This window comes from Brevibacillus choshinensis (genome assembly GCF_016811915.1).
Classification (GTDB): domain Bacteria; phylum Bacillota; class Bacilli; order Brevibacillales; family Brevibacillaceae; genus Brevibacillus; species Brevibacillus choshinensis_A.
Map to the genome: position 1 here is coordinate 361,963 of NZ_CP069127.1, position 23,065 is coordinate 385,027.

22 protein-coding genes and 1 riboswitch are annotated in these 23,065 nt (G+C 51.6%); of the genes, 13 read left to right on the forward strand and 9 right to left on the reverse strand.

Features of this window, described 5'->3' with window-relative positions; all coding sequences use genetic code 11:
• Positions 1 to 66: 66 nt before the first annotated feature.
• The gene (locus JNE38_RS02080; protein WP_203355032.1) at positions 67 to 2,094 is read right to left on the reverse strand and encodes a sigma 54-interacting transcriptional regulator; all 2,028 of its coding nucleotides are present in this window, start codon (positions 2,092 to 2,094) and stop codon (positions 67 to 69) included.
• A 144-nt stretch (positions 2,095 to 2,238) separates the two neighbouring features.
• On the opposite strand from JNE38_RS02080, the gene JNE38_RS02085 reads away from it, so the two are divergent.
• Both JNE38_RS02085 and JNE38_RS02090 read left to right on the forward strand, forming a co-directional pair.
• Positions 2,239 to 2,910: a LytTR family DNA-binding domain-containing protein gene (locus JNE38_RS02085; protein ID WP_203355033.1), complete on the forward strand. Its 672-nt coding sequence runs from the start codon at positions 2,239 to 2,241 to the stop codon at positions 2,908 to 2,910.
• Between the two features lie 152 nt (positions 2,911 to 3,062).
• On the forward strand, positions 3,063 to 4,577 hold the full coding sequence (locus JNE38_RS02090; protein WP_203355034.1) for a succinyl-CoA:acetate CoA-transferase ScpC: 1,515 nt from the start codon (positions 3,063 to 3,065) through the stop codon (positions 4,575 to 4,577).
• A 43-nt stretch (positions 4,578 to 4,620) separates the two neighbouring features.
• On the opposite strand, the gene JNE38_RS02095 is transcribed toward JNE38_RS02090, so the two are convergent.
• Both JNE38_RS02095 and JNE38_RS02100 read right to left on the reverse strand, forming a co-directional pair.
• The gene (locus JNE38_RS02095) at positions 4,621 to 5,649 is read right to left on the reverse strand and encodes a cytochrome d ubiquinol oxidase subunit II (protein WP_203355035.1); all 1,029 of its coding nucleotides are present in this window, start codon (positions 5,647 to 5,649) and stop codon (positions 4,621 to 4,623) included.
• A 26-nt stretch (positions 5,650 to 5,675) separates the two neighbouring features.
• Positions 5,676 to 7,007 carry a cytochrome ubiquinol oxidase subunit I gene (locus JNE38_RS02100; protein WP_428993711.1) on the reverse strand — a complete coding sequence of 444 codons (1,332 nt, stop codon included), beginning with the start codon at positions 7,005 to 7,007 and terminating at the stop codon, positions 5,676 to 5,678.
• 211 nt (positions 7,008 to 7,218) lie between these two features.
• Here JNE38_RS02100 and JNE38_RS02105 point away from each other — a divergent pair, with 211 nt between their 5' ends.
• The 6 genes from JNE38_RS02105 (at position 7,219) to JNE38_RS02130 (ending at position 12,537) form a co-directional block, all read left to right on the forward strand.
• On the forward strand, positions 7,219 to 7,947 hold the full coding sequence (locus JNE38_RS02105; protein ID WP_203355037.1) for an amino acid ABC transporter ATP-binding protein: 729 nt from the start codon (positions 7,219 to 7,221) through the stop codon (positions 7,945 to 7,947).
• Between the two features lie 54 nt (positions 7,948 to 8,001).
• Positions 8,002 to 8,856, forward strand: coding sequence for a transporter substrate-binding domain-containing protein (locus JNE38_RS02110; RefSeq protein ID WP_275296672.1), 855 nt, complete (start codon positions 8,002 to 8,004; stop codon positions 8,854 to 8,856).
• Positions 8,857 to 8,941: 85 nt separating this feature from the next.
• Positions 8,942 to 9,595: an amino acid ABC transporter permease gene (locus JNE38_RS02115; RefSeq protein WP_203355038.1), complete on the forward strand. Its 654-nt coding sequence runs from the start codon at positions 8,942 to 8,944 to the stop codon at positions 9,593 to 9,595.
• A gap of 14 nt (positions 9,596 to 9,609) precedes the next feature.
• Positions 9,610 to 10,260: an amino acid ABC transporter permease gene (locus JNE38_RS02120; protein WP_203355039.1), complete on the forward strand. Its 651-nt coding sequence runs from the start codon at positions 9,610 to 9,612 to the stop codon at positions 10,258 to 10,260.
• 76 nt (positions 10,261 to 10,336) lie between these two features.
• Entirely contained in the window at positions 10,337 to 11,605 is a 1,269-nt protein-coding gene (locus JNE38_RS02125; protein WP_203355040.1) for a sensor histidine kinase, read from the forward strand.
• The gene (locus JNE38_RS02130) at positions 11,605 to 12,537 is read left to right on the forward strand and encodes a response regulator (protein WP_203357384.1); all 933 of its coding nucleotides are present in this window, start codon (positions 11,605 to 11,607) and stop codon (positions 12,535 to 12,537) included. Before JNE38_RS02125 ends, JNE38_RS02130 begins: the two co-directional genes overlap by 1 nt.
• A 71-nt stretch (positions 12,538 to 12,608) precedes the next feature.
• Here the strand turns inward: JNE38_RS02130 and JNE38_RS02135 are convergent, their stop codons facing one another.
• From JNE38_RS02135 to JNE38_RS02155, 5 genes are all read right to left on the reverse strand, one after another.
• Positions 12,609 to 13,376, reverse strand: coding sequence for a pirin family protein (locus tag JNE38_RS02135; RefSeq protein ID WP_203355041.1), 768 nt, complete (start codon positions 13,374 to 13,376; stop codon positions 12,609 to 12,611).
• Between the two features lie 52 nt (positions 13,377 to 13,428).
• Positions 13,429 to 13,815, reverse strand: coding sequence for a DoxX family protein (locus JNE38_RS02140; RefSeq protein ID WP_203355042.1), 387 nt, complete (start codon positions 13,813 to 13,815; stop codon positions 13,429 to 13,431).
• A gap of 104 nt (positions 13,816 to 13,919) precedes the next feature.
• Positions 13,920 to 14,546 (reverse strand): FMN-dependent NADH-azoreductase, encoded by a 627-nt coding sequence (locus JNE38_RS02145; protein WP_203355043.1) that lies wholly within the window; start codon positions 14,544 to 14,546, stop codon positions 13,920 to 13,922.
• A gap of 124 nt (positions 14,547 to 14,670) precedes the next feature.
• The gene (locus JNE38_RS02150) at positions 14,671 to 15,117 is read right to left on the reverse strand and encodes a MarR family winged helix-turn-helix transcriptional regulator (protein WP_275296673.1); all 447 of its coding nucleotides are present in this window, start codon (positions 15,115 to 15,117) and stop codon (positions 14,671 to 14,673) included.
• Positions 15,118 to 15,257: 140 nt separating this feature from the next.
• Positions 15,258 to 15,419, reverse strand: coding sequence for a hypothetical protein (locus JNE38_RS02155; RefSeq protein ID WP_203355044.1), 162 nt, complete (start codon positions 15,417 to 15,419; stop codon positions 15,258 to 15,260).
• 510 nt (positions 15,420 to 15,929) lie between these two features.
• Between JNE38_RS02155 and JNE38_RS02160 the strand changes: the two genes are divergently transcribed.
• The 5 genes from JNE38_RS02160 to JNE38_RS02180 all read left to right on the forward strand — a co-directional run bounded on the left by JNE38_RS02160 (position 15,930) and on the right by JNE38_RS02180 (position 21,815).
• A complete protein-coding gene (locus JNE38_RS02160; RefSeq protein ID WP_203355045.1) occupies positions 15,930 to 16,685 on the forward strand; it encodes an SDR family NAD(P)-dependent oxidoreductase in 756 nt (251 codons plus the stop codon).
• Positions 16,686 to 16,915: 230 nt separating this feature from the next.
• Complete coding sequence (locus JNE38_RS02165) at positions 16,916 to 18,016, forward strand: carbohydrate kinase (protein WP_203355046.1); 1,101 nt, start codon at positions 16,916 to 16,918, stop codon at positions 18,014 to 18,016.
• A gap of 3 nt (positions 18,017 to 18,019) precedes the next feature.
• A complete protein-coding gene (locus JNE38_RS02170; protein WP_203355047.1) occupies positions 18,020 to 18,946 on the forward strand; it encodes a pseudouridine-5'-phosphate glycosidase in 927 nt (308 codons plus the stop codon).
• A 173-nt stretch (positions 18,947 to 19,119) separates the two neighbouring features.
• On the forward strand, positions 19,120 to 21,537 hold the full coding sequence (locus tag JNE38_RS02175; protein WP_203355048.1) for a heavy metal translocating P-type ATPase: 2,418 nt from the start codon (positions 19,120 to 19,122) through the stop codon (positions 21,535 to 21,537).
• Positions 21,538 to 21,614: 77 nt separating this feature from the next.
• Positions 21,615 to 21,815, forward strand: a complete 201-nt coding sequence (locus JNE38_RS02180; RefSeq protein ID WP_203355049.1) for a copper ion binding protein — start codon at positions 21,615 to 21,617, stop codon at positions 21,813 to 21,815.
• Between the two features lie 122 nt (positions 21,816 to 21,937).
• Here JNE38_RS02180 and JNE38_RS02185 read toward each other — a convergent pair whose 3' ends face one another.
• The gene (locus JNE38_RS02185) at positions 21,938 to 22,306 is read right to left on the reverse strand and encodes a Na-translocating system protein MpsC family protein (RefSeq protein WP_203355050.1); all 369 of its coding nucleotides are present in this window, start codon (positions 22,304 to 22,306) and stop codon (positions 21,938 to 21,940) included.
• A gap of 261 nt (positions 22,307 to 22,567) precedes the next feature.
• A riboswitch (cyclic di-AMP (ydaO/yuaA leader) is annotated at positions 22,568 to 22,713 on the forward strand.
• The last annotated feature ends 352 nt before the right edge of the window (positions 22,714 to 23,065 follow it).

A 23,065-nucleotide genomic window follows, 5' to 3' on the forward strand; every position in this document is an offset into this window, starting at 1 on the left:
TTCCTTTAGGAATGTTTATTAGGATTAAGTCGACCTAATAGCGCCTAATAAACCTTGCAAAAGGCGTCAGATCCGGTCAAGGCTGCGGAGCATGTCGATCCCGTCCGGTGTGATCGTCGTGCCTTGCCGGGTCGTTCCGGAGCGGACCAAGCCTCTCTCCTCCAGCTGCTTTAGCTTGCCTCGCAGCGCGCTTTCCGTCCACCCCTTAGAGCGCAGGGCGGGAGCATGGGCGAGCTGGTAACGTCCGACTGGTCTGTTGGTCACATAGAATTGGTACAGGCACAAGAGCAGATCGACGTCTCTCTCGTCGGTTCCACGAAAAGCGGAGGCTGCTCCCAGGGACTTCTGTGCGAGGCGATCGGTTAAACGCTTGGGCAAATCATCGATGGTGATGACCGGCTTTTCTGATACGGCCAGAGCGTAGTCCACGACATTTTTCAGCTCACGGATATTCCCGGGCCAATCATGGCTAATGAGCAGCTCCATGACGTCAGCAGACCAGGTTTTGCGAACGCCTTGGCTGGTCAAATGATCCTCGATCAAAAGCGGTAGGTCGCTGATGCGCTCGCGCAAAGAAGGGATTTCGATAGGCAGCACCGCCAGTCGATAAAACAAATCCTCGCGAAATTGCCCTTGCTCCACAGCGGCTTCGAGATCGCGATTGGTGGCAGCAATGACGCGGCAATCTACGGACAAGATGCCTGTTCCGCCCACTCGGATCACCTGCTTTTCCTGCAGAACACGCAGCAGCTTGACCTGAATGGCGGAAGAAATATCCCCGATCTCATCGAGAAAAATCGTGCCTCCATCTGCCTGCTCAAACAGACCGGGCTTTCCGCCTTTGCGCGCACCTGTGAATGCGCCTTCCTCGTAGCCAAACAGCTCGCTCTCCAGCAGATTTTCCGGCAAGGACGCACAGTTGATGGCGACAAAGGGGCCGTTCTTGCGCAAGGAATGCTGGTGAATGGCATGAGCAAAAAGCTCCTTTCCCGTTCCGTTTTCACCGAGAAGCAGGATGGTCTGATTGTTCTTTGCCATCTTTTTGCTGATTTCCATCGCTTTCTGGATCGGCCCGCTCTTTCCTTTAATATCCGCAAAGCTGTAAGTGGCGGTATGCCCGCGCTGCACGAGCTGCGTCCTCAGCCTTTGGAGCTCGGTCACGTCCTTCAGGGTGCAGACAAAACCGAGTCGCTCGTGACGGCGTCGAATGCTTTGACTGCTGACGATAAATTGCTTGTGCGCCAGTGTGACCAATGTATCCTCCTGTCCCACGTGCTCGAAAAACGGCGTAAGGAAGCTGTGCTCCATCAGGACGGTATAAGGCTGACCGACGACAGAGTCGGCGTGAGGGCAGAACAGCTCGATCGCGACATCGTTGATAAAGGTGATTTGCCCTTCCTGATTGCAGGCAATGACGGGATCGCGGACTGCCTGGAATGTGGACTGGAGCTGGCTGTTGAGCTTTTGGACTTCGGCATAAGAAGTTCCCAGCAGCTTGGACAGCTCGGACATTTCCGCAATAAAAGCAGACAAATAGTTGCGTTCCCATTCGACGGGTACTCCTACCTTGCGCCCTACATCAATCAGGTCGTGAATGTGGATTTTGCGGAATCCCAGATCAATCAGCTCCAAATGGGGAGGCGGCGGAACATCCGGGATGCTCATGATGACAGCGTACTGAAGGCTGGGGTCATCAAATGTACAGTCGGGATGAAACGGAATATAGTTCAGATGATCGACGTTTGCTTCCTTCAGGTTTTCGATGACCTCCTGGGCGGTGACGGGAGAGTTGTTCATGACGGGAACCGTCGTGCCAGGTGGAATCTGCATCAATGCTTTGAGTTTTCGCAGCTCAAAGTAGCGGTTCAGGACCGTGATGGGAACCGCGTCTGCCACTGCCTGCCGAGCGATGGTGAAGAGTTCCGGCGACTTTGTCGTGAGAAAAACATGAGCGGCCTCGTGCAGATCGGGGATGTACTGGTGACTCGCAAACCCGATGACGCGACAGTAGGGTTCGAAGTACGCTTTTAATTCCTGGAGCAAAAACTCAAGGGTATCCGTGCCTTTGGCAATCAAGACAATGGTGTTTTCCATGCTGCACCGCCTTTTTCCAAATCAGTTGCCTCCATGATAGCACACGAAGTGTCACCGGATGGAAAGACAAGGCTCGCTCGAACATGCGAAAAATATGATTTAATAGAAGGAGAGACGAAGTCACTAGGGTCAGGGGGAATCTTCATGGATAACACATTGGTGCCAGAAGTGCTGCAAATGATCGGGGAAGTCGTGCCAGATGGTGTATCCATCGCCATATCTGACGGTTCGCATTACCTGTACTATCAGCCAAGTGCCGTCATTGATCTGAAAATCATGCCAGGCGATACCGTGCCTGTGGGTTCAGCTACCTATAAAGCGCTGCAAGAGATGGGAAAAGTCGGTCATTATGTGGAGAGCCGGATATTTGGCGTGCCGTATTACGGCCTGTCTCTGCCTCTGGTCAGTCACGGACAAGTCATGGGGTGCATTACGGCGATTTATGCACCGCAAGCTTTGCCGATGGCAGCCCCGGAGCCTAGCGTTTCCTTTTTGATCGGCAAGGATGAAGATGGCTGGCGGCCACTGTCTTTAAGCGAGATTGTGTACATCAGCTCCAACGACGGGAAGACCTTTTTGCACACGACGACAGGCTCGTATGCGAATAAGTTTTCCATGTCTGAACTCGAAGGAATGCTGCCTCAGGGCAAGTTTGTTCGCTGCCACCGTTCTTACTTTGTGAATGTGGAATCGATCGGATTCATTCATCCTCATTTTCACTCTACGTTTATGCTGGAAATGAAGGACAAGCAAAAAACAAGAGTACCCGTCAGTCAAACGTATTCCAGCTCGTTTCGGCAATTATTGGGTTTTTAAGTCCGTTCTGTTGAGAACGATTCGCGGCTTAATTTTCTGGCTTTTCCTCCGATTATTCTGCTTTGCGTGAAATCGAGTGCCCGCTCAGATTGGATGTGCTAGTGTAAATACACAACAATTCGAGAACGAACAACATACGGGGGGTCACTATCATGTGGGAGCGCTTACGCGATAAACGAATGGCAGAAAAAATCGTGACAGCAGAGGAAGCTGCAAGCTGGATCGAAAATGGCATGACGATCGGGCTAAGTGGCTTTACGCGAGCTGGGGATTCCAAAGTCGTGCCGGTCACGCTGGCAGAACGGGCAAAAAATGAAAAAGAACCTTTCGGGGTGAACGTATATACAGGAGCTTCCATGGGAGCAGATGTGGATTCGATCATGGCAGAAGCGGGGATTGTCCTGAAACGACTGCCATTCCAAGCCGATGCGACCATGCGCAAAAAAATCAATGACGGCAGCATCATGTTTGTAGACCAGCATTTGTCGCATACTGCTGAGCTGATTCGGAGCGGTGCTCTGCCAGCGATTGATTATGCCATTGTGGAAGCGGTTGCAATCACGGAGGATGGAATGCTCATCCCGTCCACATCTGTGGGCAACTCCAACATCTTCGTCGAGCAAGCCAAACACGTGATCATTGAACTGAATCTGGCGCAGACAGATGCACTCGAAGGCATTCATGATATTTACACCCCAGCGGGGCAAGGGGAGCGGGAACCGATTCCACTCGTGGCGGTCGATCAACGGATCGGGACTTTGGGTATTCCTGTGGACCCTGAAAAGGTAAGAGGAATTGTCGTAACCAATATTTCCGATTCTCCTTCCTCCATCGTCAAACCGGATGAAGAGACAGCTCAAATCGCAGCGCACCTGATCGAGTTTTTGCGTCAGGAAGTGAAAGAAGGCCGCTTGCCGCAAAACCTCGCTCCGCTGCAATCCGGAATCGGGTCGGTTGCCAATGCGGTGTTCAACGGATTTTTGGACTCGGAGTTCACCGATCTGACCGTATACTCGGAAGTGCTCCAGGACGCAGTATTTGATCTGCTCGATGCCGGGAAAATCGCTTTTGCCTCTGGCTGTTCGATTACGCTGACAGATGAGAAGATGAAGCACGTGACGGAAAACTTCGCCAACTATCGCGACAAGCTCCTCCTTCGTCCACAGGAGATCACGAACCATCCGGAGATTATCCGTCGTCTGGGGCTGATTGCGATCAATACCGCGATCGAGGTCGACATCTACGGAAATGTAAACTCCACCAACGTATCCGGTACGAAAATGATGAACGGTATCGGCGGATCGGGTGATTTTGCCCGTAATTCGCGTCTGGGGATTTTCGTCACCAAGTCCATCGCAAAAGGCGGGAACATCTCCAGCGTCGTACCATTCGCATCCCACGTGGATCATACCGAGCATGACGTGGACATCATCGTGACCGAGCAAGGACTTGCTGACCTGCGTGGGTTGGCTCCACGCGAACGGGCACTGAAAATCATCGATAACTGCGCACATCCGATGTATCGCGGTCAGCTGCGTGCTTATTACGAGGAAGCACTCACTCGCGGCGGCCATACACCGCATGTATTGGAAAAGGCGTTCTCCTGGCACGTGCGCTATGCCGAGGAAGGAACCATGCTGGAAAAACAACCGGCTTTGGCTCGATAATCATCAATAAGGCGATGCCCGATAGGTAGGGGCATCGCTTTTTTCATTTCTGCCGAACATACTGCTCGTCCTTCATGAAGAGCCGCCAGAAGTAAATAAATCCCGGGACCAGAATAGCAAAGCCGACCAGATAGCAAATAAACAGGGCGTGGAAGGTATCGGGATGCGTAAAGCTCGACTCGATCGTGACATGTGGATAGACGATGTACGGGAGGCGCGCCGCCCCGTAGGCATAGCTGGCGAGCAAGTATTGGATCGTGACGGCAACGACTGCCAAACGGGGCATATGGAAGATCAAGCGCCGCTCAGGAGGGAGTAGCACCGCGATATAGCCGACAAAGAAAAAGAGCACGGATGCGATGAGCCAAGGCATATAGGCGAGGATGCGGTCGTACAGCCACGTCGCTTCGATCTGCATGGTCACGACCGTCAAGACCGCCATGAGCAGGGTGATGGGCCCGAGCAAGGTCGCATCCCTCCGGTAAACGGAATACGCCTGGTGTGCACCTGCCACGTAGGAGTAGTCCGCGAGCAAAAGGGAGGAGAGCAGCAGCGTGCTGCTGACGGCTAGCCCTATGTAGGCATATACGTGCGGGCTGGTAAAGAAGAGCGACCAGTCCAGATGCTCGATGCCGTCCGTGGCTTGAATAAAGCCGCCCTGAGTGACAGGCAGGACGCTGATCAGCAACGCGGGCACCAATATGCCCGTGATGCCCGAGACGATGCTAAGGGTTTTGTCGTACTTGTGGATCAGGTGAGAGAAAACCATGAATGCGCTGCGGATCAGCATCAGCAGCAGGACGAGACTGCCGGGGATCAGCAGCACGGACCCGAGTGTGTAGGTGGCTCCGGGAAAAAAGGTGACCAGCGCGACGACTATCAGCACAATGAAGACGTTGACGACTTCCCACGAAGGGGAAAGGTAACGGTTGGCGATGGACGTGGCTTTGGTCTTTTCGCGGTTCAGGTAGATCATGGACCAAAAGCCTGCCCCAAAGTCAAAAGAGGCGGCCACGGAGTAAATCACGACGAAGATCCACAGCAGGGTAATGGCAATGATGGTATCGGTCATGTCATGCAGGCCTCCGGGATCAAGGATTACTCAGCCGTACGCTCTCGTGGCTGGTCATGGGGGTCCAGCTCGAGAGGATGCCGGCCGAAATAGCTGCGAAAGACGAGCAGCGTGACAATCGCCAAAAATAGATAGACGGCCAAAAAGATCCAGAAAAACGTGGAAACTCCGGCAGCCGCAGTGGCAGCGTCGACCGTTTTCATGACGCGGTAAATGACCCACGGCTGGCGTCCTGTGCAGGCAAATATCCAGCCGAATTCAATTCCTAGCAGTGCGAGCGGACCGCTGGCGACAAATATCCAGAGCACCCAGCGGGGAAACTCGGAGCGCCTCAGCAGCTTCTTCCAGGCAAATCCGAGGAAGCCGACCACGATCAACAGGCTCCCGATGCCGACCATCCCGTTGAAAAGCGTATGGATGTAGAGCGGCGGCCACAGCTCTTCAGGGTAGTCATTCAAGCCGACGACGACTTCATCAAACCGGTTTGCCGCCAAAAAGCTCAGAGCCCATGGAATTTCGATGGCGTACTTGACTTCCTTTGTCTCCCGATCGGTAAAGCCTCCTATGGCTAGCGGTGCGTACGCTTGTGTCTCAAACAAGCCTTCTGCGGCGGCGAGCTTCTCCGGCTGATACTCGTGCAAGAGCTGAGCGGATTCATGGCCGTTCAACGCTGTCAGGAGAGAGAAAGAACCACCGACGATCAACCCGAGCAGCAAGGCTTTTTGATGGTACCGGTAGACTCGGCCACCTTTTTCCGAACGCAGCAACTTCCACGCCGCCACACCCGCGATCGCAAATGCTCCCGTCATATACGCCGAGACGGTGACATGGCCAGCGGTGACAAAAAAGCTGGGGTTGAAAAAGGCAGCCCACGGGTCAACATCGACGATCTCTCCGTTGCTGATGCGAAAGCCCGCCGGAGTGCCTTCAAAAGCGTGGACATTGGTAATCAAAATGGCAGATGCCGTGGCTCCCACCAGCACCATAAACACGCTGAGCAGGCGCATCGCGGGGGAGAGGCGATGAGCTGCGTACACGTAAATGGACATAAACAAGGCCTCGAGGAAAAAAGCGAAAATCTCGATTTGAAAGGGCAGCGAGATGACTTTTCCCACGACCTCCATAAAGCCTGGCCACAGAAGGGAGAGCTGCACCCCGGAGATGGTGCCCGAGGGAATGGCGACGCCGAGCAGGATCGCTTGCGCTTTTGTCCAGCGTTTCGCCATAGTCTCGTAATCGCGGTCTTTGGTGCGCCAAAAGAGCAGCTCGACAAGCAGGATCATGAGAGGAAGTCCCACACCGAGAGTGGCAAAAATAATATGAAAGGCCATGGTTGTCCCAAAGGCGGCTCTCGTCATAACGATGTCTTCCACGGGGCAGCTTCCTTTCTAGTTCACACCTGAATTGTTAGGGATTCCCTGATAATGTCCCAAGAGGGGGGAGCGATTATGCAAAAGACGTTATTAGAAAATTAGAAAGAGAGAGATATTTCTTTCGTCTTTTCGTGTAGATTCGTGTAGAATCCCGTTACGATATGTCTAACAAATAGAGAAAAGAGGGGGATTCTGGTTGATCAGTTTTCATCAAGTGAACAAACATTACGGAAGCTTCCATGTCTTGAAGAACATTAACCTGCACATCAACCAGGGCGAAGTCGTCGTTGTGATCGGGCCTTCCGGTTCGGGGAAGAGCACGATGGTTCGGTGTATCAATCGATTGGAAACGATTACAAGCGGCGAGCTGGTAGTCGACAATGTGAAGGTAAACGACAAGGACACGGACATCAACAAGCTGCGGCGCGATATCGGCATGGTCTTCCAGCATTTCAACCTGTATCCGCACAAAACCGTGCTGCAGAACATCACGCTGGCTCCCACCAAAGTGCTGGGCATTCCGGAAAAGGAAGCGATCGAGACAGCGATGTACTACTTGGAAAAAGTGGGTATTCCTGAAAAGGCTGAAAAATACCCGTTGCAATTATCGGGAGGACAGCAGCAGCGCGTGGCGATTGCCCGCGGGTTGGCGATGAAGCCGAAAATCATGCTGTTTGACGAACCAACCTCAGCGCTCGATCCGGAGACGATCGGCGAAGTGCTGGATGTCATGAAACGCTTGGCGCAGGAAGGCATGACGATGGTGGTCGTTACCCACGAGATGGGCTTTGCCCGTGAAGTAGCGGACCGCATCGTATTCATGGACCAAGGACAGATCCTGGAAGAGTCCACTCCTGAACAATTTTTCGCCAGTCCTCGTGAAGAGCGGGCACGTCTGTTCTTGAGCCGCATTTTGAATCACTAGTTTTCTGCCGCAAAGGTATCAAGCTTTCAAAACATAGAGAAAAGGGGCATTCACATGAAAAAAAGCGTTTGGAAGAAAGTAACGGGCTTGGGCCTGGTATTGATGCTCGGCGCAAGCGTTTTGGCAGGCTGTGGCGCGGGCAAGACCTCCGAGGGTGCAAACCAGGGCGGACAGGCAGCTTCTGGAGCAGCAGCTAGCACCGTGGCGAAAATCAAAGAAAGAGGCAAGTTCGTTGTTGGCGTGAAGTATGATCTGAACCTGTTTGGCTTGAAAGACCCTGCTTCCGGAAACGTAGAAGGCTTCGACATCGACATCGCCAAAGCAATCGCCAAAAAAGTACTGGGCGATGAAAACAAAATCGAGCTGAAGGAAGTCACTTCCAAAACGCGGATTCCGATGCTCAAAAACGGTGAGATTGATGCCATCATCGCTACAATGACCATCACGGAAGAGCGGAAAAAGGAAGTGGATTTCTCGGATATCTATTTCATGGCGGGTCAATCCCTTTTGGTGAAAAAGGACAGCCCGATCAACGGACTCAAAGATTTGCAAAAAGGCATGAAGGTTTTGACTGCCAAGGGCTCCACTTCTGCGAAAAACATTCGTGAAAAAGCGCCAGACGCAGAAGTGCTGGAATTTGAAAACTACGCGGAAGCCTTCACTGCACTGAAAGCGGGACAAGGCGACGCACTGACCACCGATAACGCACTCTTGTACGGCATGGCCAAGCAAGATCCGAATTATCGCGTAACCGAAGAGACCTTTACCGAGGAGCCTTACGGAATCGCGATCAGCAAAGGCGATGCGGAATTCGTGAAGACGGTGAACGATTTGTTGAAAGAAATGAAGGACAATGGTGAATACGACAAGATCTACGAAAAATGGATCGGCGAAAAACCGAAAAAGTAAAGCGGTAGGACTTCAAGAAGGATGAGCGGACACCCTACCGCTCATCCACTTATTTCTAACTGGCAAAGGGGGATCGACTACAGAGATGATTGATATGTCCATCCTGTTTGATCACTGGGATATGTTTCTCCAAGGATTCGGCAACACGCTGAAGGCCAGCTTGCTTGCACTCATTGGGAGTTTTCTGTTAGGTACGCTCATGGCCGTGTTCCGGATTGCGCCCGTGCGCCCTCTCAACTGGCTGGGGACAGCGTATGTGGAATTCATCCGCAACATCCCGTTAATTCTCGTCGTTTTCATATTCTTTGTCGGGCTTCCTGCCATTGGTATCCGCTTGGAATCATTTGTTGCCGGGACTCTGGGGCTAACCGTTTACACGGCAGCTTTCATCGCGGAGACGATTCGTGCGGGAATTCAGGCTGTACCCAAAGGACAAACGGAGGCAGCTCGTTCATCAGGGCTTACCTATGTCCAAACCATGCGTTACGTCATTTTGCCGCAAGCGATCAAAATCGTCATTCCGCCCATGGGCAACCAGTTTATCAACCTGGTGAAAAACTCTTCCGTGCTGGGAGTGATTGCAGGTCTCGACCTGATGTATTTCGGCGACCTGATTTCGGCGGATACCTTCGTTACGTTTGACGTGTACATTTTTGTTGCCATTTTTTATTTGATTCTCACTCTTCCGCTGAGTCTGCTCGTAGGATACCTGGAGCGACGCTTGGCGAGAGCAAGATAAAAGGAGGGTAAACCATGGACTTTATCGGCGCATACGCTCCCAGTCATCTTACCTTCCTGCTTGAAGGTTTTTGGGTCACATTGCAAGTGGCTTTCCTGTCCATCGTTCTCAGCTTTGTGGTCGCGACCATCGTTGGCGTCCTGCGTTATGCACGCATTCCCGTGGTGTCACAGGTACTTACCACGATTGTGGAGCTGGTTCGCAATCTGCCCCTTCTGCTGATCATTTTCTTCACTTACTTCGCATTGCCGGAGGTAGGGATCAAGCTGGATAAGTTTTATGCGGCTATTATGGCACTGGTCATTTTTGAATCGGCCATGATTTCCGAGATCGTCCGCAGTGGTCTGAACTCGATCGAGAAGGGACAGATCGAAGCGGCCCGTTCCTCTGGGCTTACCTACATGCAAACACTCTGGCACGTCGTGCTGCCGCAAGCGCTTCGCCGTATGGTGCCGCCGATGGTGAGCCAATTCATTTCGCTATTGAAGGATACGTCGCTGGCAGTCGTGATTGCCCTGCCAGAGCTGATGAACCACGCTCAGATCATCAACGGCCGGAACGTGAACTACGTCATTCCGACATTCCTCCTGGTGGCTGTCATGTATTTTGTGGTGAACTATGCACTTTCCATCATCTCAAAGCGTTTGGAAAATAAGCACGCCTAATCTTTTACACTTTGCAGGTCTCCGATTCTCGGTACAATAGGAATGGGAGATCTTTTCTATTGGGAGAGGGGCGTCTATGAGAGAGCGTTTGGTGGTACTCCTCATCATCATGCTGGCAACCGCCTTCTTCGGGGAAATGAAGGTAAACCCTCTAGGGGGCTCTTTTCGTTTTTCACTGGGGATTGCCGCTTTCTTTTTTGGGTTGTTATGGTTTCAATCAGTGCCTGTGCTGCTGACTGGTTTTCTGACCGGGACGTTTATTCTCGGATTTCGGATTGGACTCGATCAAATCATCGGCCAAGCGGGATGGCTGGAAAGTCTGCAGGTCCATATGCCGTCTGCTTTCTATTACTTCAGCTTTTCTTTGCTCATTCATTTCATCCATGCGAGGCGGTATCTGGAGTCACCGTTGCTGCTTGGACTGATTGGAGCTTCGGTCGATTTTGCATCCAATATGGTGGAGCTGCAGGTGCGACATTTATTCAATCATTTTCCTCCCATCAGCTGGGAGAGCGTCTTCATGCTTCTCTTTTTTGGGGTCTTGCGCAGTTTTTTTGCCGTGGGTCTGTACAACAGCTTTTCGATTCGTCAGGTCCGGGCTGTAGGAGAAGTGCGCCAACAAGAGTTGGAAAAGCTGCGGATGATCAACACAGAGCTTTACGAGGAAGCATTCTACCTGCGAAAATCCATGTCTCATATGGAGGAAATCACGCGGGAGAGCTACCAGCTCTATACACGACTTCTCTCATCAGAAAATACAGAATCGTCAACGGCACTTCTGATCGCGGAAAATGTCCACGAGGTGAAAAAGGATTCTCAGCGTATGCTGGCGGGCTTGTCCAAGCTGATCAATCAGGAAGGACTGGATTCGCAGCTTTCCATCACGGAGCTGTGCGGACTGGTGATGAGAGCGAATCGAAAATATGCCGAAATGATGGGGAAAGATATCGAATTTTCTTTGAGGTGCGACGTAAATTTATGTACGAGCCAAATTTATGCACTGCTATCCGTATTGAACAATTTGGTGGCGAACGCGGTTGAGGCGATTTATTCCACCGGCTGGATTGAGCTTGTGGTGAAGCTGGATAAACGAAATATTCTTTTTCATGTAGTGGACAGTGGGCCAGGGATTCCTAGCGAGGAACGGGAGTGGGTGTTCAAACCAGGGTATACCACCAAGTTTGACCAGCACGGGAATGCCTCTACGGGAATCGGATTGACACATGCCAGAGGGATCGTGCACAGCTTGCAAGGAAGCCTGCAGATTATGAACGACTGGGGACCGACCACTCATTTTGCAGTGAGCCTCCCAACGGATCAACTTTTACGAAAGGAGGGGGTATGATGATACGATTTTTTCTAATCGAGGACGACCCTGTGGTGCGAAGGATGCTGGAGCGCATTATCATGGAAAGCAGCCTGGGGGAAATCGCGGGGCAAGCAAGCGACGGGATCGGCGTGTCCATCGATCAACTGTACGGTGTCGATGTTGTGCTGATCGATCTGCTCATGCCTGGCCAGGACGGAATTCAGACGATCAAAAAGCTGCGATCGGAAGGATTTGCAGGACGATTTATCATGGTGTCACAGGTGGAGAATAAAGAGATGATCGGCGAGGCGTATTTGCAAGGAATCGATACCTTTATCCAAAAGCCGATCAACCGGTTGGAAGTCATGTCTGTGCTGAGACGGGTAGCCGATCACCTTTCGCTGGAAGCTTCCTTGCAGTCCATCCGCAAATCCCTTCAGATCCTGGATGTGAAGGCAAAGGAACCCGCTGATCATGACAGCAAGAGCACGCTCTTGCATGGATCGGGTGGTTACGTGGGAAGCAGCCTGGAGCAAAAAGCTCGGCAACTGCTGCTGCAGCTGGGTATTGCCAGTGAAGCGGGGGCTCCTGATCTCTTGCTGATCATGCGTTGGCTGGGTCAGGAAGAGCAGAGGGGAGATAAGCTGCGCGAATTGCAGTTAAAGGAATTGTACACGCACATCCTGCATAAAGTGCATGGCGATCTGGATGAGCAATCGATCGTGAAAGAAGTGCGTGCGATGGAGCAGCGCATACGACGCATGGTGATACAAGCATTTACTCATTTGGCATCACTGGGGCTGACGGATTACGCCAATCCTACCTTTGAGCATTTTGCCCCTCGATTGTTTGATTTTCAAGAGATTCGGGTGCGCATGCAGGAATTGGAGGCAGGAGAAAAAGCGACGAAGTGCCGAATTAGTGTGAAGAAATTTTTATCTGTCTTTCTATTAGAGGCGAAAGCATAAGGAAAGGGCACCCCAGAGAGAAGGATCTACTCTGGGGTGCCCCTTTGTTTGTAAGTGGAAGAGTAAAATGATTATTTCCGATACAGCGGATAATCGACTTCGGTTGGCACCTGAATGAGTACCACTCGAAGCGGTGTGTTCTCAGAGGCTGCATACACCAATTTCCCGTCCACATCAGCGGAGGACACGACAAAATCGCCTGTGTTCATCGATTTTGCATCCTGAAGATTGTCGCTTTCGACTCGCCCGTCTCCTTCGACCACAACGACTGCATGGCTGTAGCCTGCGGGAATGCTCACGGGGTAGGATTGGCCTGCCGGGATCGTGATATCGCTCATAAGGGAATCCGTGACGAGCTGGATCGGTGTGTCGGGTCCGATGATCCGTTTGATCTGAACTCCATCTGAGACCTCAGCCGGAAACGCTTCATGATCGTACTGATTGTAGGTCGGAGGACGTTTGACCGCTGTTGCCAGATGGGGCTCAAACCAGATTTGGAACAGCTCCGAATCCTGGCTCAGCTCTTCCGCATGGTGGGCACCGGAACCGGTCTGCATGATCTGGACGCCGCCAGTCGTTACTCTTTGTACATTGCCCAAAGTATCGCGGTGACCGACTGTGCCGTCCAAGACATAGGTCAAGATCTCGAAGCCGGAATGCGGATGCAATGGAATTTCGAATGTATTCAATGATTTCGCCCAAGCCCAGTAAAAGAGGGGACCTACCCGGGTTACAACCGATCCTTCACGGGGAAAGCCAATCGGTTTATTTTCCACGATTTCACCGTCGCCAAAATGCCCTTTTGCTTGTTCATCTCGTGTATAGACGCGGATATCCATGTTTTCTGCCTCCTTTAGTCAAGTCATTGGCGCCCCAGCGAGAAGAGGGGGATTAAAGCAGAACGTATGCGCCAGGTCCGATCAAAGCGACACCGATGGCTACTGCAATCAGAGCCAGGTTGTATTCATAACCGTTTTGCGTTACCCAATATCCATTTTGACCGTGGACCTTTACAATCGCAACCAGCATGGTGAAAGCAATCAAAATCGCTCCAATCCAAGTGCCGACACCAGCAGCGAACAACAGACCGCCTACGAGCTCACCCAAACCTGCGAGCAGTGCCATCATGACGCCAGGTTTGACCCCGATGGAATCCAACCAACCGCCCGTTCCTTTCAAGCCATAACCGCCGAACCAGCCAAACAGTTTTTGTGTACCGTGAGCAGCGAACGTCAGACCAACAACCAAACGAATAATGAGCAAACCGAGATCCATCATTTTCAATCACTCCTAAATTAGTTTGAATTATAGTATTTTAAATTTGAGATATTGTGGCTGTAGAAAGCCTCAAAGCGAGGCTTTCTTTCCATGGCAAAGCATTCTTAGAATGTTTCAGCCAGTTTCGCAGCTTTTGTAACGCCTTCAGAAACGATTGCTTCTGCTTTGTCAGGGAATTGGTTGTGGCCTTCTACGATCACCTCAGTGATGTTGGAAACGCCCCAGAATCCGAGCAAGGTGCGAACGTATTTGTTAGCCATTTCAATTGCAGCCATAGGGCCTTCGGAGTAAACGCCACCACGTGCGCTCAGCAAAGCCACTTTTTTGTCGCCCATCAGGCCTACAGGGCCTTCAGCAGTATATTTGAACGTGATGCCTGCTTGGGACAGGTAGTCCATGTACGTGTGCAGAGGAGCTGGTACAGTGAAGTTCCACATTGGGAACGCGAAAACCACTTTATCTGCTTCAGCAAATTGGTTCAGGTATTTTTTAACCAGATCAGCGCCTTTTTGCTCTTCTGCGCTCAGTTCCATACCGCGGCCTGCTTTGAACATAGCAGTCAACAGATCGTTGCCGTAGTAAGGGAGGTTTTCTGCGAACAGATCCAGCTCGACTACCTCATCGTTTGGATGCGTTTCTTTATAAGATTGAGCAAAAGCTTCGTACAGCTTTACGCTGACTGCTTGCTCCACTGGGCGGTCGTTCGCTTTAATTAAGAGTACTTTACTCATGGAATGTTTATTCCCCTTCCTTTTTGTAAGTAGCTTACTTTTGTTTGTAAATCTTGATTTTAAGATTATTATGCCTTGGAGATTTTGTCAAGGTCTTTTTTTGAGACCAATCGAGCCGCTCAAGCTAGTAGCTTTCCTGAGCAGCGCGACCCAGTTTTTTCAGCAATTGAATAGCCTGACGTTGTTCCTCTGGCGAAAGGCCGCTGACTGCCTTTTCAATCGCTTGCTTGTGGGAAGGAAAAATGTCGGCCAGTAATTGCTGGCCTTTTTCCGTCAGCTCTGCGTAAATGACACGGCGATCCTCTAAACAAGGCTTGCGAATGAGCAATTCCTTCTTCTCTAGTTTGTCCACGACATAAGTGATATTTCCGCTGGAGATCAGGATCTTTTCCCCAATCTGCTGCAGTGGCTGGGGACCTTTATGGAAGAGAACCTCCAGTACGCCAAACTCGGTAGGATTGAGGCCATGCTGGCGAATATCACGATTGGTATGGGCCGTGACCCAGTTGTACGATCTCGATAATACGACCATCAGATCGAGGGAATCATCTCGGATGAACTTGTCCGACATCATGCCCCTCCTTTCTGTTTACCATTTATCAAGAATTTGCGATATCTTGAATTTGAGATAATGATACCTGAATCTCCCCATGCTTGTCAAACAAAACCCTGACCTAGGAAAGCAGTGTCAGGGCTTAGAGGGTGGATTGATCAATATTCGATCTTCGTTACCTCTTCTAATGGAGAGAGGGGATTTTCCTCTGCTTCCTCCAGCTCATGCTGCAGCAAACGTTGGTTACCCTCACTGGAGAGGTCGAAGTAAAAGTATTCGGGCGGCTCCTTTTGCTTTTGCTTTGGACGTTTTTCTGGCATGATATCCTCCTTGTTTTTTCTTATTGTTCTCAAATCGAAGGGATTCATCCATAGATGCCATCTTCAGGTGCATACATTTCCATAGAAACGGTTGAACTTTTGCAAGGAATGAATTATTGTTAAAAGGGTTAAGTAATTTTGGTCTGAGGACGAAGGGAGGGAAAAGTGATGATGGACACTGTTTTCGCGATGGTCGAGGCGTTGGTAAAAGCACCCAGACTGCTTGGGGATTTGCGTGCAACGGGATCAGTCTGCCCTTTTTTTGGCATGCCAATTTCATACGAAAACAGGTACCGGATGCTTTTGCCCCTCGATAGCTCACACTTTACTGCAAGCTGACTTCATGTGGATTGCTATATCGTGATGCGATTATTTATAGAAGACGCCGGTATTCTTACGGCGTCTTTTTTGCGTTCTCAAAAGGAGGTGAGGGTAGCCGAAGTATCACTCAAGCAGCAGGCAGTCCGAAGGCATCATCAAAAAAAACAGGAACAAAGGGAGAGAATCAATATGTCTCATACACAGGTAGCGGTAGTAACAGGAGCAGCAAGCGGAATTGGCAGGGCGACCAGCATCAAGCTTGCGGAAAACGGATATCGAGTGGTGCTTGTAGATTTCAATGAGGAATCAGGCAAGGAAACCCTGCAGCAAATTCAAAGCAATGGGGGAGTAGGCATTTTCGTGAAAGCAGATGTCTCGAACCCAGCCAATGTGGAAAACTATGTGAAGCAGGCCATGGATGAGTACGGGCGTATTGATGTCTTGTTCAACAATGCAGGGATCATTCAAAAGTTCGCTCCGTTTACCGAAGTGTCTATCGAGGAGTACGAACGGATCATGTCCATTAATTTGAAAGGCATTTTTCTGGGAATGAAATATGTCCTCCCGATCATGGAGCAGCAAGGAAAGGGAGCCATCGTCAATACAGCTTCCTCGGCCGGTATACGCCCTGAGCACAGCATCGCGGTCTACTCTGCCAGCAAGCATGCGGTGATTGGTCTGACGAAGGGAGCCGCAATCGAGTACGCGAAAAAGGGGATTCGGATCAATGCTGTGTGCCCCGGCGGGATTGAGACTGCGATCTTCAAGAGCGTGGCCGATACGTTTGCAAACGGTGGATACGTGCCGGAAGAGCTTTCGCCTATGCGAATGGGACGGCACGGTCAGCCAAATGAGATCGCAGAGGTTGTCCTATTCCTGGCTTCTGAAAAAGCGAGCTTCATGACGGGTTCCGTCGTTGCTGTCGACGGCAGTCTGACTGTGTAAAGGAAGTGCTCGTAGCGATAGGAGGTGCAAAAAGGCTGTCGAAAATCGGCAGCTTTTTTTGTACTGATAAGAGAATGATAAGATTCTTATCCAGTATAAGTGCATCCGCAAAAGGCTTGGCGCAGATAAATTTTCTAATTGAAGTCGGTTTGCAAAACTTTTGTTTGTGTGATAGACTTTTGTTTGTAAACGAAGCTGTGAATGCTATTTAGGAAGAAAGGAGGATGACCGTGGACAAAGAAATGCAGATTTTACAGCATATCCGCCACAATCCTTTTATCAGCCAGCAGGAGCTGGCAGACTTGATGGGAATCTCCCGTTCCGCTGTCGCAGGCTACATCGCTCAGCTGACCAAGCGGGGAGAGATCAAGGGACGTGCGTATGTCCTGCGAGAAGAGGGCTCGATCGCGTGCATCGGCGGAGCCAATCTGGACCGCAAAGCGCGCGGGAAACAGCAAGTGCGGCTGCATTCCTCCAATCCCGTCACGATTATGGAATCATGCGGAGGGGTGGCGCGGAACATTGCCGAGAATTTGGGCAGGCTGGGCTGCAAAACCTCTCTTTTTACCAGCATAGGTGAAGATAAAGAAGGGGAATGGATCCTGCAAGAGACGCGCAAGCACGGTGTCGACATCAGCCAGGTATGGCGCTTGCCAACCCAGCGGACAGGCACCTATACGGCTCTGCTGGACATCGACGGGGAGATGGTTGTCTCGCTGGCGAACATGGATATTTATGATGCGCTGACACCGGAAATGTATGCAGACAAGTGGTCTCATATCGCGGCGGCCCAAGCAATATTCCTCGATACAAACGTACCGGCCGATTGCTTGGCTTATATCATCGAGCGCTGCCGGGAAGAGAACATTCCGCTCTTTGTGGACCCGGTCTCTTCTGCCAAAGCCAAAAAGCTGCCACAGCGATTGGACGGAGTCGAAGCCATTTTGCCCAATCGGGAAGAGGCTGAGTTATTGGCAGGAATGAGCATCTCCAGCATCGAGGAGTGCGCCGAGGCTTGCCGCAAAATCAGGGAGCGCGGCGTGAAGCACGTCATCGTGACCATGGGAGAACAAGGCGTTTATTATCAGTCAGAGGATGTATCCAAGCATTTCACTCCGTACCCTACGGAGGTCGTGGATGTGACTGGTGCGGGAGATGCCTTTGCATCGGGATTACTGTACGGGTATGTGGGTGGCGAGTCCTTTGAACGAGCCTGCCAATTGGGGCTGGCTGCTTCTGCCCTGACCTTGAAGACAGAGCAGTCCGTATCCCCAATGCTGAAACCGGAACAGCTCGAGATGACCGTAGATCAATTCGAAAAGGAGCGATAAGCAATGAAACAATATATGACCTTCACAGAGGAAGTACGTCACGCCCTGGAAAACAATCTGCCGGTAGTGGCTCTGGAGACGACGATCATTTCGCACGGGATGCCATATCCGCAAAACATCGAGATGGCGAAAGAAGTGGAGCAAATCATCCGTGACAACGGGGCCGTTCCAGCCACGATCGGGATCATGAACGGAAAAATCAAGATCGGCCTGACGGAGAGCGAGCTGGAAGAGTTTGCGACCAACAAGTCCGTAGAAAAAGTAAGCCGCCGCGACTTCCCTTACATCCTCGCGAGCGGTAAAATCGGTGCGACGACGGTGGCAGCTACGATGATCGCAGCTGAACTGGCTGGCATTCATATGTTTGCGACAGGCGGGATCGGCGGGGTGCACCGTGAAGGAGAAATTACATGGGACGTTTCTGCTGACCTGACGGAGCTGGCCCAAACAAACGTTGCAGTCGTTTGCGCAGGCGCCAAGTCCATCCTGGACATCGGCCGTACACTGGAGTACCTGGAGACACAAGGTGTGCCAGTCGTAGGCTACCGCACCTCCGAATTCCCTTCCTTCTTTGCCCGTGAGAGCGGCTTTGGGGTAGACTTCCGCCTGGATACACCGGAAGAAGTGGGAACCTTGATGGATACCAAATGGAAGCTGGGCCTCAAAGGCGGCATGATTATCGCCAATCCGGTGCCAGAAGCAGATGCGCTGGATCACCAAAAAATCGAGGCAGTCATCCTGCAAGCGCTGAAAGAGGCGAAAGACAACAACATCGCCGGCAAAAAAGTGACACCGTTCCTGCTGGATAAAGTGAAACAGCTGACGGAAGGCAAGAGCTTGCAAACAAACATCGCGCTGGTGCGCCACAATGCAGAGGTAGCAGCGAAGATCGCGGTAGCGTATCAAGCCGCTGTCAATAAAGGAAATTAAAAGGGAAAATTGATGCTGCAGGCTCCTGAGAAATCAGGGGCTTTTTTTTTGCAAAAACCCCTTGATATACCCTGAGGGGGTATTGTATAGTTAGAGTGTAATAACAAGACAGCGATGGGGAACCATACTTATAAATATACCCCTAAAGGGTATCTGTAACGGAGGTATTCGCCATGAGTGCCAAAACAGCAGAAGCGACAGTTCCGATCTCAGGGATGACCTGCGCGGCATGTGCTTTGCGCATAGAGAAGGGCCTGAACAAGCTGGATGGCGTAGAGTCAGCCAACGTGAACCTCGCATTGGAAAAATCGACGGTCGTTTATGATCCGGCTGTTACGAATCTGGATCACATCCGTGGAAAAATCGAAGCTCTCGGTTACGGGGTCGTGGCAGACAAGATTGAGCTGAACATAACCGGCATGACCTGCGCAGCGTGCGCCACCCGAATTGAAAAAGGGTTGAACAAATTGCCCGGAGTCTTAAAGGCCAATGTCAATCTGGCGTTGGAGACAGCAGTGGTGGAGTACGATGCTGGTCAGGTCGGCGTAGCCGATCTCATTCGCCAGGTCGACAAGCTGGGTTACGGCGCTGAACGCAAGGAAGAGGGGAAAGAACAGGAGCAGGTAGATCGTCGGCAGATGGAAATCAAGCGGCAGACAAAGAAGTTTTGGTTCTCCTTGCTCTTATCCCTTCCGCTGCTGTGGGCGATGGTGAGTCACTTCTCCTTCACCTCGTTTATCTGGCTGCCGGATGCTCTGATGAATCCATGGGTCCAGCTTGCCTTGGCCACACCTGTGCAGTTCATTATCGGTGCCCAGTTTTACGTAGGAGCGTACAAGGCACTGCGCAACAAGAGCGCCAATATGGATGTGCTGGTCGCCCTCGGGACTTCCGCCGCTTACTTTTACAGTCTGTATGTGGCGATTTCCTCCATCGGCACCCATGCGCACATGCTTGAGCTGTACTTTGAGACCAGCGCGGTGTTGATCACATTGATTCTGCTGGGCAAATTGTTCGAGGCCAAAGCCAAAGGACGTTCCTCGGAAGCGATCCGCAAGCTGATGGGCCTCCAGGCCAAGACGGCCGTCGTCGTACGGGATGGCGAGGAAATGACCATTCCGGTCGAAGATGTGAGGCTGGGGGATATCGTCCATGTGAAACCGGGTGAAAAAGTCCCCGTCGATGGGCTGGTGCTGGAAGGACAATCCGCTGTAGACGAATCCATGCTCACGGGGGAGAGTATCCCGGTGGATAAAGCAGCAGGAGACAATGTCATTGGTGCCACACTCAATAAAAACGGCTTCCTGAAAGTACAAGCGACCAAAGTCGGCAAGGAAACAGCGCTGGCGCAAATCATCAAGGTCGTGGAGGAAGCCCAGGGCACCAAAGCACCGATTCAGCGGCTGGCGGACAGCATTTCGGGTATTTTTGTCCCGATCGTGGTCGGCATTGCGGTTCTGACCTTTCTCGTCTGGTTCCTCTGGGTACTCCCCGGAAACTTTGCGGAGGCGCTGGAAAAAGCTATTGCGGTACTCGTGATCGCCTGCCCTTGCGCCCTCGGACTCGCGACGCCGACGTCCATCATGGCGGGTTCGGGCCGTGCTGCAGAGCTGGGTATTCTATTCAAAGGCGGCGAGCATCTGGAAACAGCTCACCACCTGGACACCATCGTTCTCGATAAAACTGGCACGGTGACCAAAGGCGAGCCGGAGCTGACGGATGTCATCGCGTGGGAGATCGCGGAGGAGCAGCTGCTCAAGCTCGTTGGCGCTGCCGAGAAAAACTCGGAGCATCCACTGGCGCAGGCAATCGTGAAAGGAATCGGCGAGAGGGGATTGGCCCTCGCGGATACGACTTCCTTTGAGGCGATCCCCGGCTACGGCATACATGCTGTGGCAGAAGGGCGTGAAGTGCTGGTAGGAACCCGCCGGTTGCTGGAGCGCGAGGGTATCTCGTTTGAACCAGTAGCGGAGACCATGCTCGCCCTTGAGAAATCGGGGAAAACGGCGATGCTCGCGGTCGTAGATGGCAAGCTGGCTGGTCTGATCGCCGTAGCGGATACCATCAAGCCTACTTCGAGAAAAGCGGTAGAGCGACTGAAAGCCATGGGGCTGACGGTGATCATGATGACGGGTGACAACCGCCAAACAGCCGAAGCGATTGCTCGTGAGGCAGGAATCGATCACGTCATCGCAGAAGTGCTGCCCGAGGGCAAAGCAGCAGAAGTGAAAAAGCTGCAGGCAGCGGGCAAGAAAGTAGCCATGGTCGGTGACGGAATCAACGACGCCCCTGCACTCGCTACCGCCGATATCGGAATGGCGATCGGCACCGGTACAGATGTGGCAATGGAAGCTGCAGATATTACCTTGATGCGCGGCGAGCTCACCAGTGTAGCGGATGCCATCGAGATGAGCAAACGCACGATCCGCAATATCAAGCAAAATCTGTTCTGGGCTTTTGCGTACAACACGCTGGGGATTCCTTTTGCAGCTCTGGGGTTCCTCGCTCCGTGGCTGGCAGGAGCCGCTATGGCCTTCAGCTCCGTGTCGGTAGTGCTCAATGCCCTGCGCTTGCAGCGAGTGAAGCTGTGACGGCAGGAAGGAGTGAAAACAGGCAAGAAGCGGCTTTGTCCGCATAATCATATGGAAAAAACAAAGGAGAGATCATCATGCAAACCATTACCCTGAATGTAGAAGGAATGTCCTGCAACCACTGCGTCAACACCATCGAGAAAACACTCAAAGAAATGGGTGCGGCTGGAAAGGTCAATCTGGCAGCGAAAACAGTCGAGGTTTCCTATGACGAGAAAGGCTTGTCGGTGGACGCCATCAAGGAAGCGATTGAAGAACAAGGCTACGACGTCGTGTAAGTTGAAGTCACCATGTAAAGGAATGAGAAACAGCCCTAACGGATCATCGTTAGGGCCGTTTTGTTAGGGTAATCGAAAAGCTCCGCCTATCATGCAGGCGGAGCTTCCTTTTTATCCAGAGGTTAAGCCATGTTTTTTTCGAGATCCTTGTCCAACACATACACTTCGATGCGTTCCCCCATCTTGGTGCTGATGTCACTGTGGCTGGACAGCACCTTGCATCCGGTATGTTTTTCTACGATCGCCTCGGATTCCTCGCTGTACATCTCGCGCAGAACCTCACGCATTTCCTTTACGATACGGCGGCCCTTGTCATGGGTGGACAGATGGCGTTCCTCTACCGTCAGCACACCTTTGAAACGGCAGATCACCATATCTCCGACGATGTACGTCTTTGCCTCTTGAGGTCCTCGCCCGATCAGGTCGCGCTGGAATTTGATAAAAGCCTCGCTAATCTCGGCTTCCAGCTTTTTTTTATTTGAGATGGCCAAGCGCCATACCTCCCACAATCGTCATTGTGCCTTATATTACTCAGGGGTCTTGGGCCTGTCAACTTGAATGGCACGGGAGGAAAAATGAAAAGCAATTTACTCGAAAATAAAAGAGAACTCACGAAATATCATGAGCGAATGAGGCTTGATGGTAATAAAGCGCTTACATCGATAAAGAATCCACAAATCGTGCAAAACAGACAAAAACAGGACATTAACAACCGGTTATGCCGGTCGTATAATGAGACTCGTAACCAACAATTGCAAATCTGGCCAAATCCCGGGGCACTCGGGAACGGAGGACCCAATCAGTAGGGGTTAATCTCACGCATCGTCGTGGGAGGGATGAGTAACTCTTTCGCCATCCTACCCGTCAGCTAACTTCGTCGGCTAAAGCGAGGGAGGTCTAAAGACCGCCTATTTGGATAGGCCTTTTTTGTTGCCTGATGGCACGGGAAGGCTGCGCTCCAATCATTCTGCAGGTCTTTTTGTTTTGCTCTCAAACTGAATAAGCTGTTTTCGGAAGAAGGAAACGGGAGACAAAACGCAAAGATGGCAAACCACTGTCAGCTGGGCGTTCGGTAGACCAATGAGTACTTTTTCTCCGATGATCGGATCGTTATGGCCGCGGGCTGCGGACGACTGCGTTCGTCTGTTTCGCTTGCCAATTCCATGGCGATTCTCGGGGAAATCGTAAGCATTGGTCTATTTTTTTATCCAATAAGGCAGGCCTTTTCCATAAGAGAGGGCACGTAAAGG

Bases quoted from the DNA above. Each gene is read 5' to 3' on its own strand.
- JNE38_RS02100 (WP_428993711.1), bottom strand. From the start codon at position 7,007: ATGACGAGAGCCGCCTTTGGGACAACCATGGCCTTTCATATTATTTTT.
- JNE38_RS02175 (WP_203355048.1), top strand. From the start codon at position 19,120: ATGAGTGCCAAAACAGCAGAAGCGACAGTTCCGATCTCAGGGATGACC.
- JNE38_RS02145 (WP_203355043.1), bottom strand. From the start codon at position 14,546: ATGAGTAAAGTACTCTTAATTAAAGCGAACGACCGCCCAGTGGAGCAA.
- JNE38_RS02115 (WP_203355038.1), top strand. From the start codon at position 8,942: ATGATTGATATGTCCATCCTGTTTGATCACTGGGATATGTTTCTCCAA.
- JNE38_RS02110 (WP_275296672.1), top strand. From the start codon at position 8,002: ATGAAAAAAAGCGTTTGGAAGAAAGTAACGGGCTTGGGCCTGGTATTG.
- JNE38_RS02090 (WP_203355034.1), top strand. From the start codon at position 3,063: ATGTGGGAGCGCTTACGCGATAAACGAATGGCAGAAAAAATCGTGACA.
- JNE38_RS02095 (WP_203355035.1), bottom strand. From the start codon at position 5,649: ATGACCGATACCATCATTGCCATTACCCTGCTGTGGATCTTCGTCGTG.
- JNE38_RS02130 (WP_203357384.1), top strand. From the start codon at position 11,605: ATGATACGATTTTTTCTAATCGAGGACGACCCTGTGGTGCGAAGGATG.
- JNE38_RS02180 (WP_203355049.1), top strand. From the start codon at position 21,615: ATGCAAACCATTACCCTGAATGTAGAAGGAATGTCCTGCAACCACTGC.
- JNE38_RS02150 (WP_275296673.1), bottom strand. From the start codon at position 15,117: ATGTCGGACAAGTTCATCCGAGATGATTCCCTCGATCTGATGGTCGTA.
- JNE38_RS02140 (WP_203355042.1), bottom strand. From the start codon at position 13,815: ATGATGGATCTCGGTTTGCTCATTATTCGTTTGGTTGTTGGTCTGACG.
- JNE38_RS02125 (WP_203355040.1), top strand. From the start codon at position 10,337: ATGAGAGAGCGTTTGGTGGTACTCCTCATCATCATGCTGGCAACCGCC.
- JNE38_RS02120 (WP_203355039.1), top strand. From the start codon at position 9,610: ATGGACTTTATCGGCGCATACGCTCCCAGTCATCTTACCTTCCTGCTT.
- JNE38_RS02135 (WP_203355041.1), bottom strand. From the start codon at position 13,376: ATGGATATCCGCGTCTATACACGAGATGAACAAGCAAAAGGGCATTTT.
- JNE38_RS02155 (WP_203355044.1), bottom strand. From the start codon at position 15,419: ATGCCAGAAAAACGTCCAAAGCAAAAGCAAAAGGAGCCGCCCGAATAC.
- JNE38_RS02085 (WP_203355033.1), top strand. From the start codon at position 2,239: ATGGATAACACATTGGTGCCAGAAGTGCTGCAAATGATCGGGGAAGTC.
- JNE38_RS02170 (WP_203355047.1), top strand. From the start codon at position 18,020: ATGAAACAATATATGACCTTCACAGAGGAAGTACGTCACGCCCTGGAA.
- JNE38_RS02080 (WP_203355032.1), bottom strand. From the start codon at position 2,094: ATGGAAAACACCATTGTCTTGATTGCCAAAGGCACGGATACCCTTGAG.
- JNE38_RS02160 (WP_203355045.1), top strand. From the start codon at position 15,930: ATGTCTCATACACAGGTAGCGGTAGTAACAGGAGCAGCAAGCGGAATT.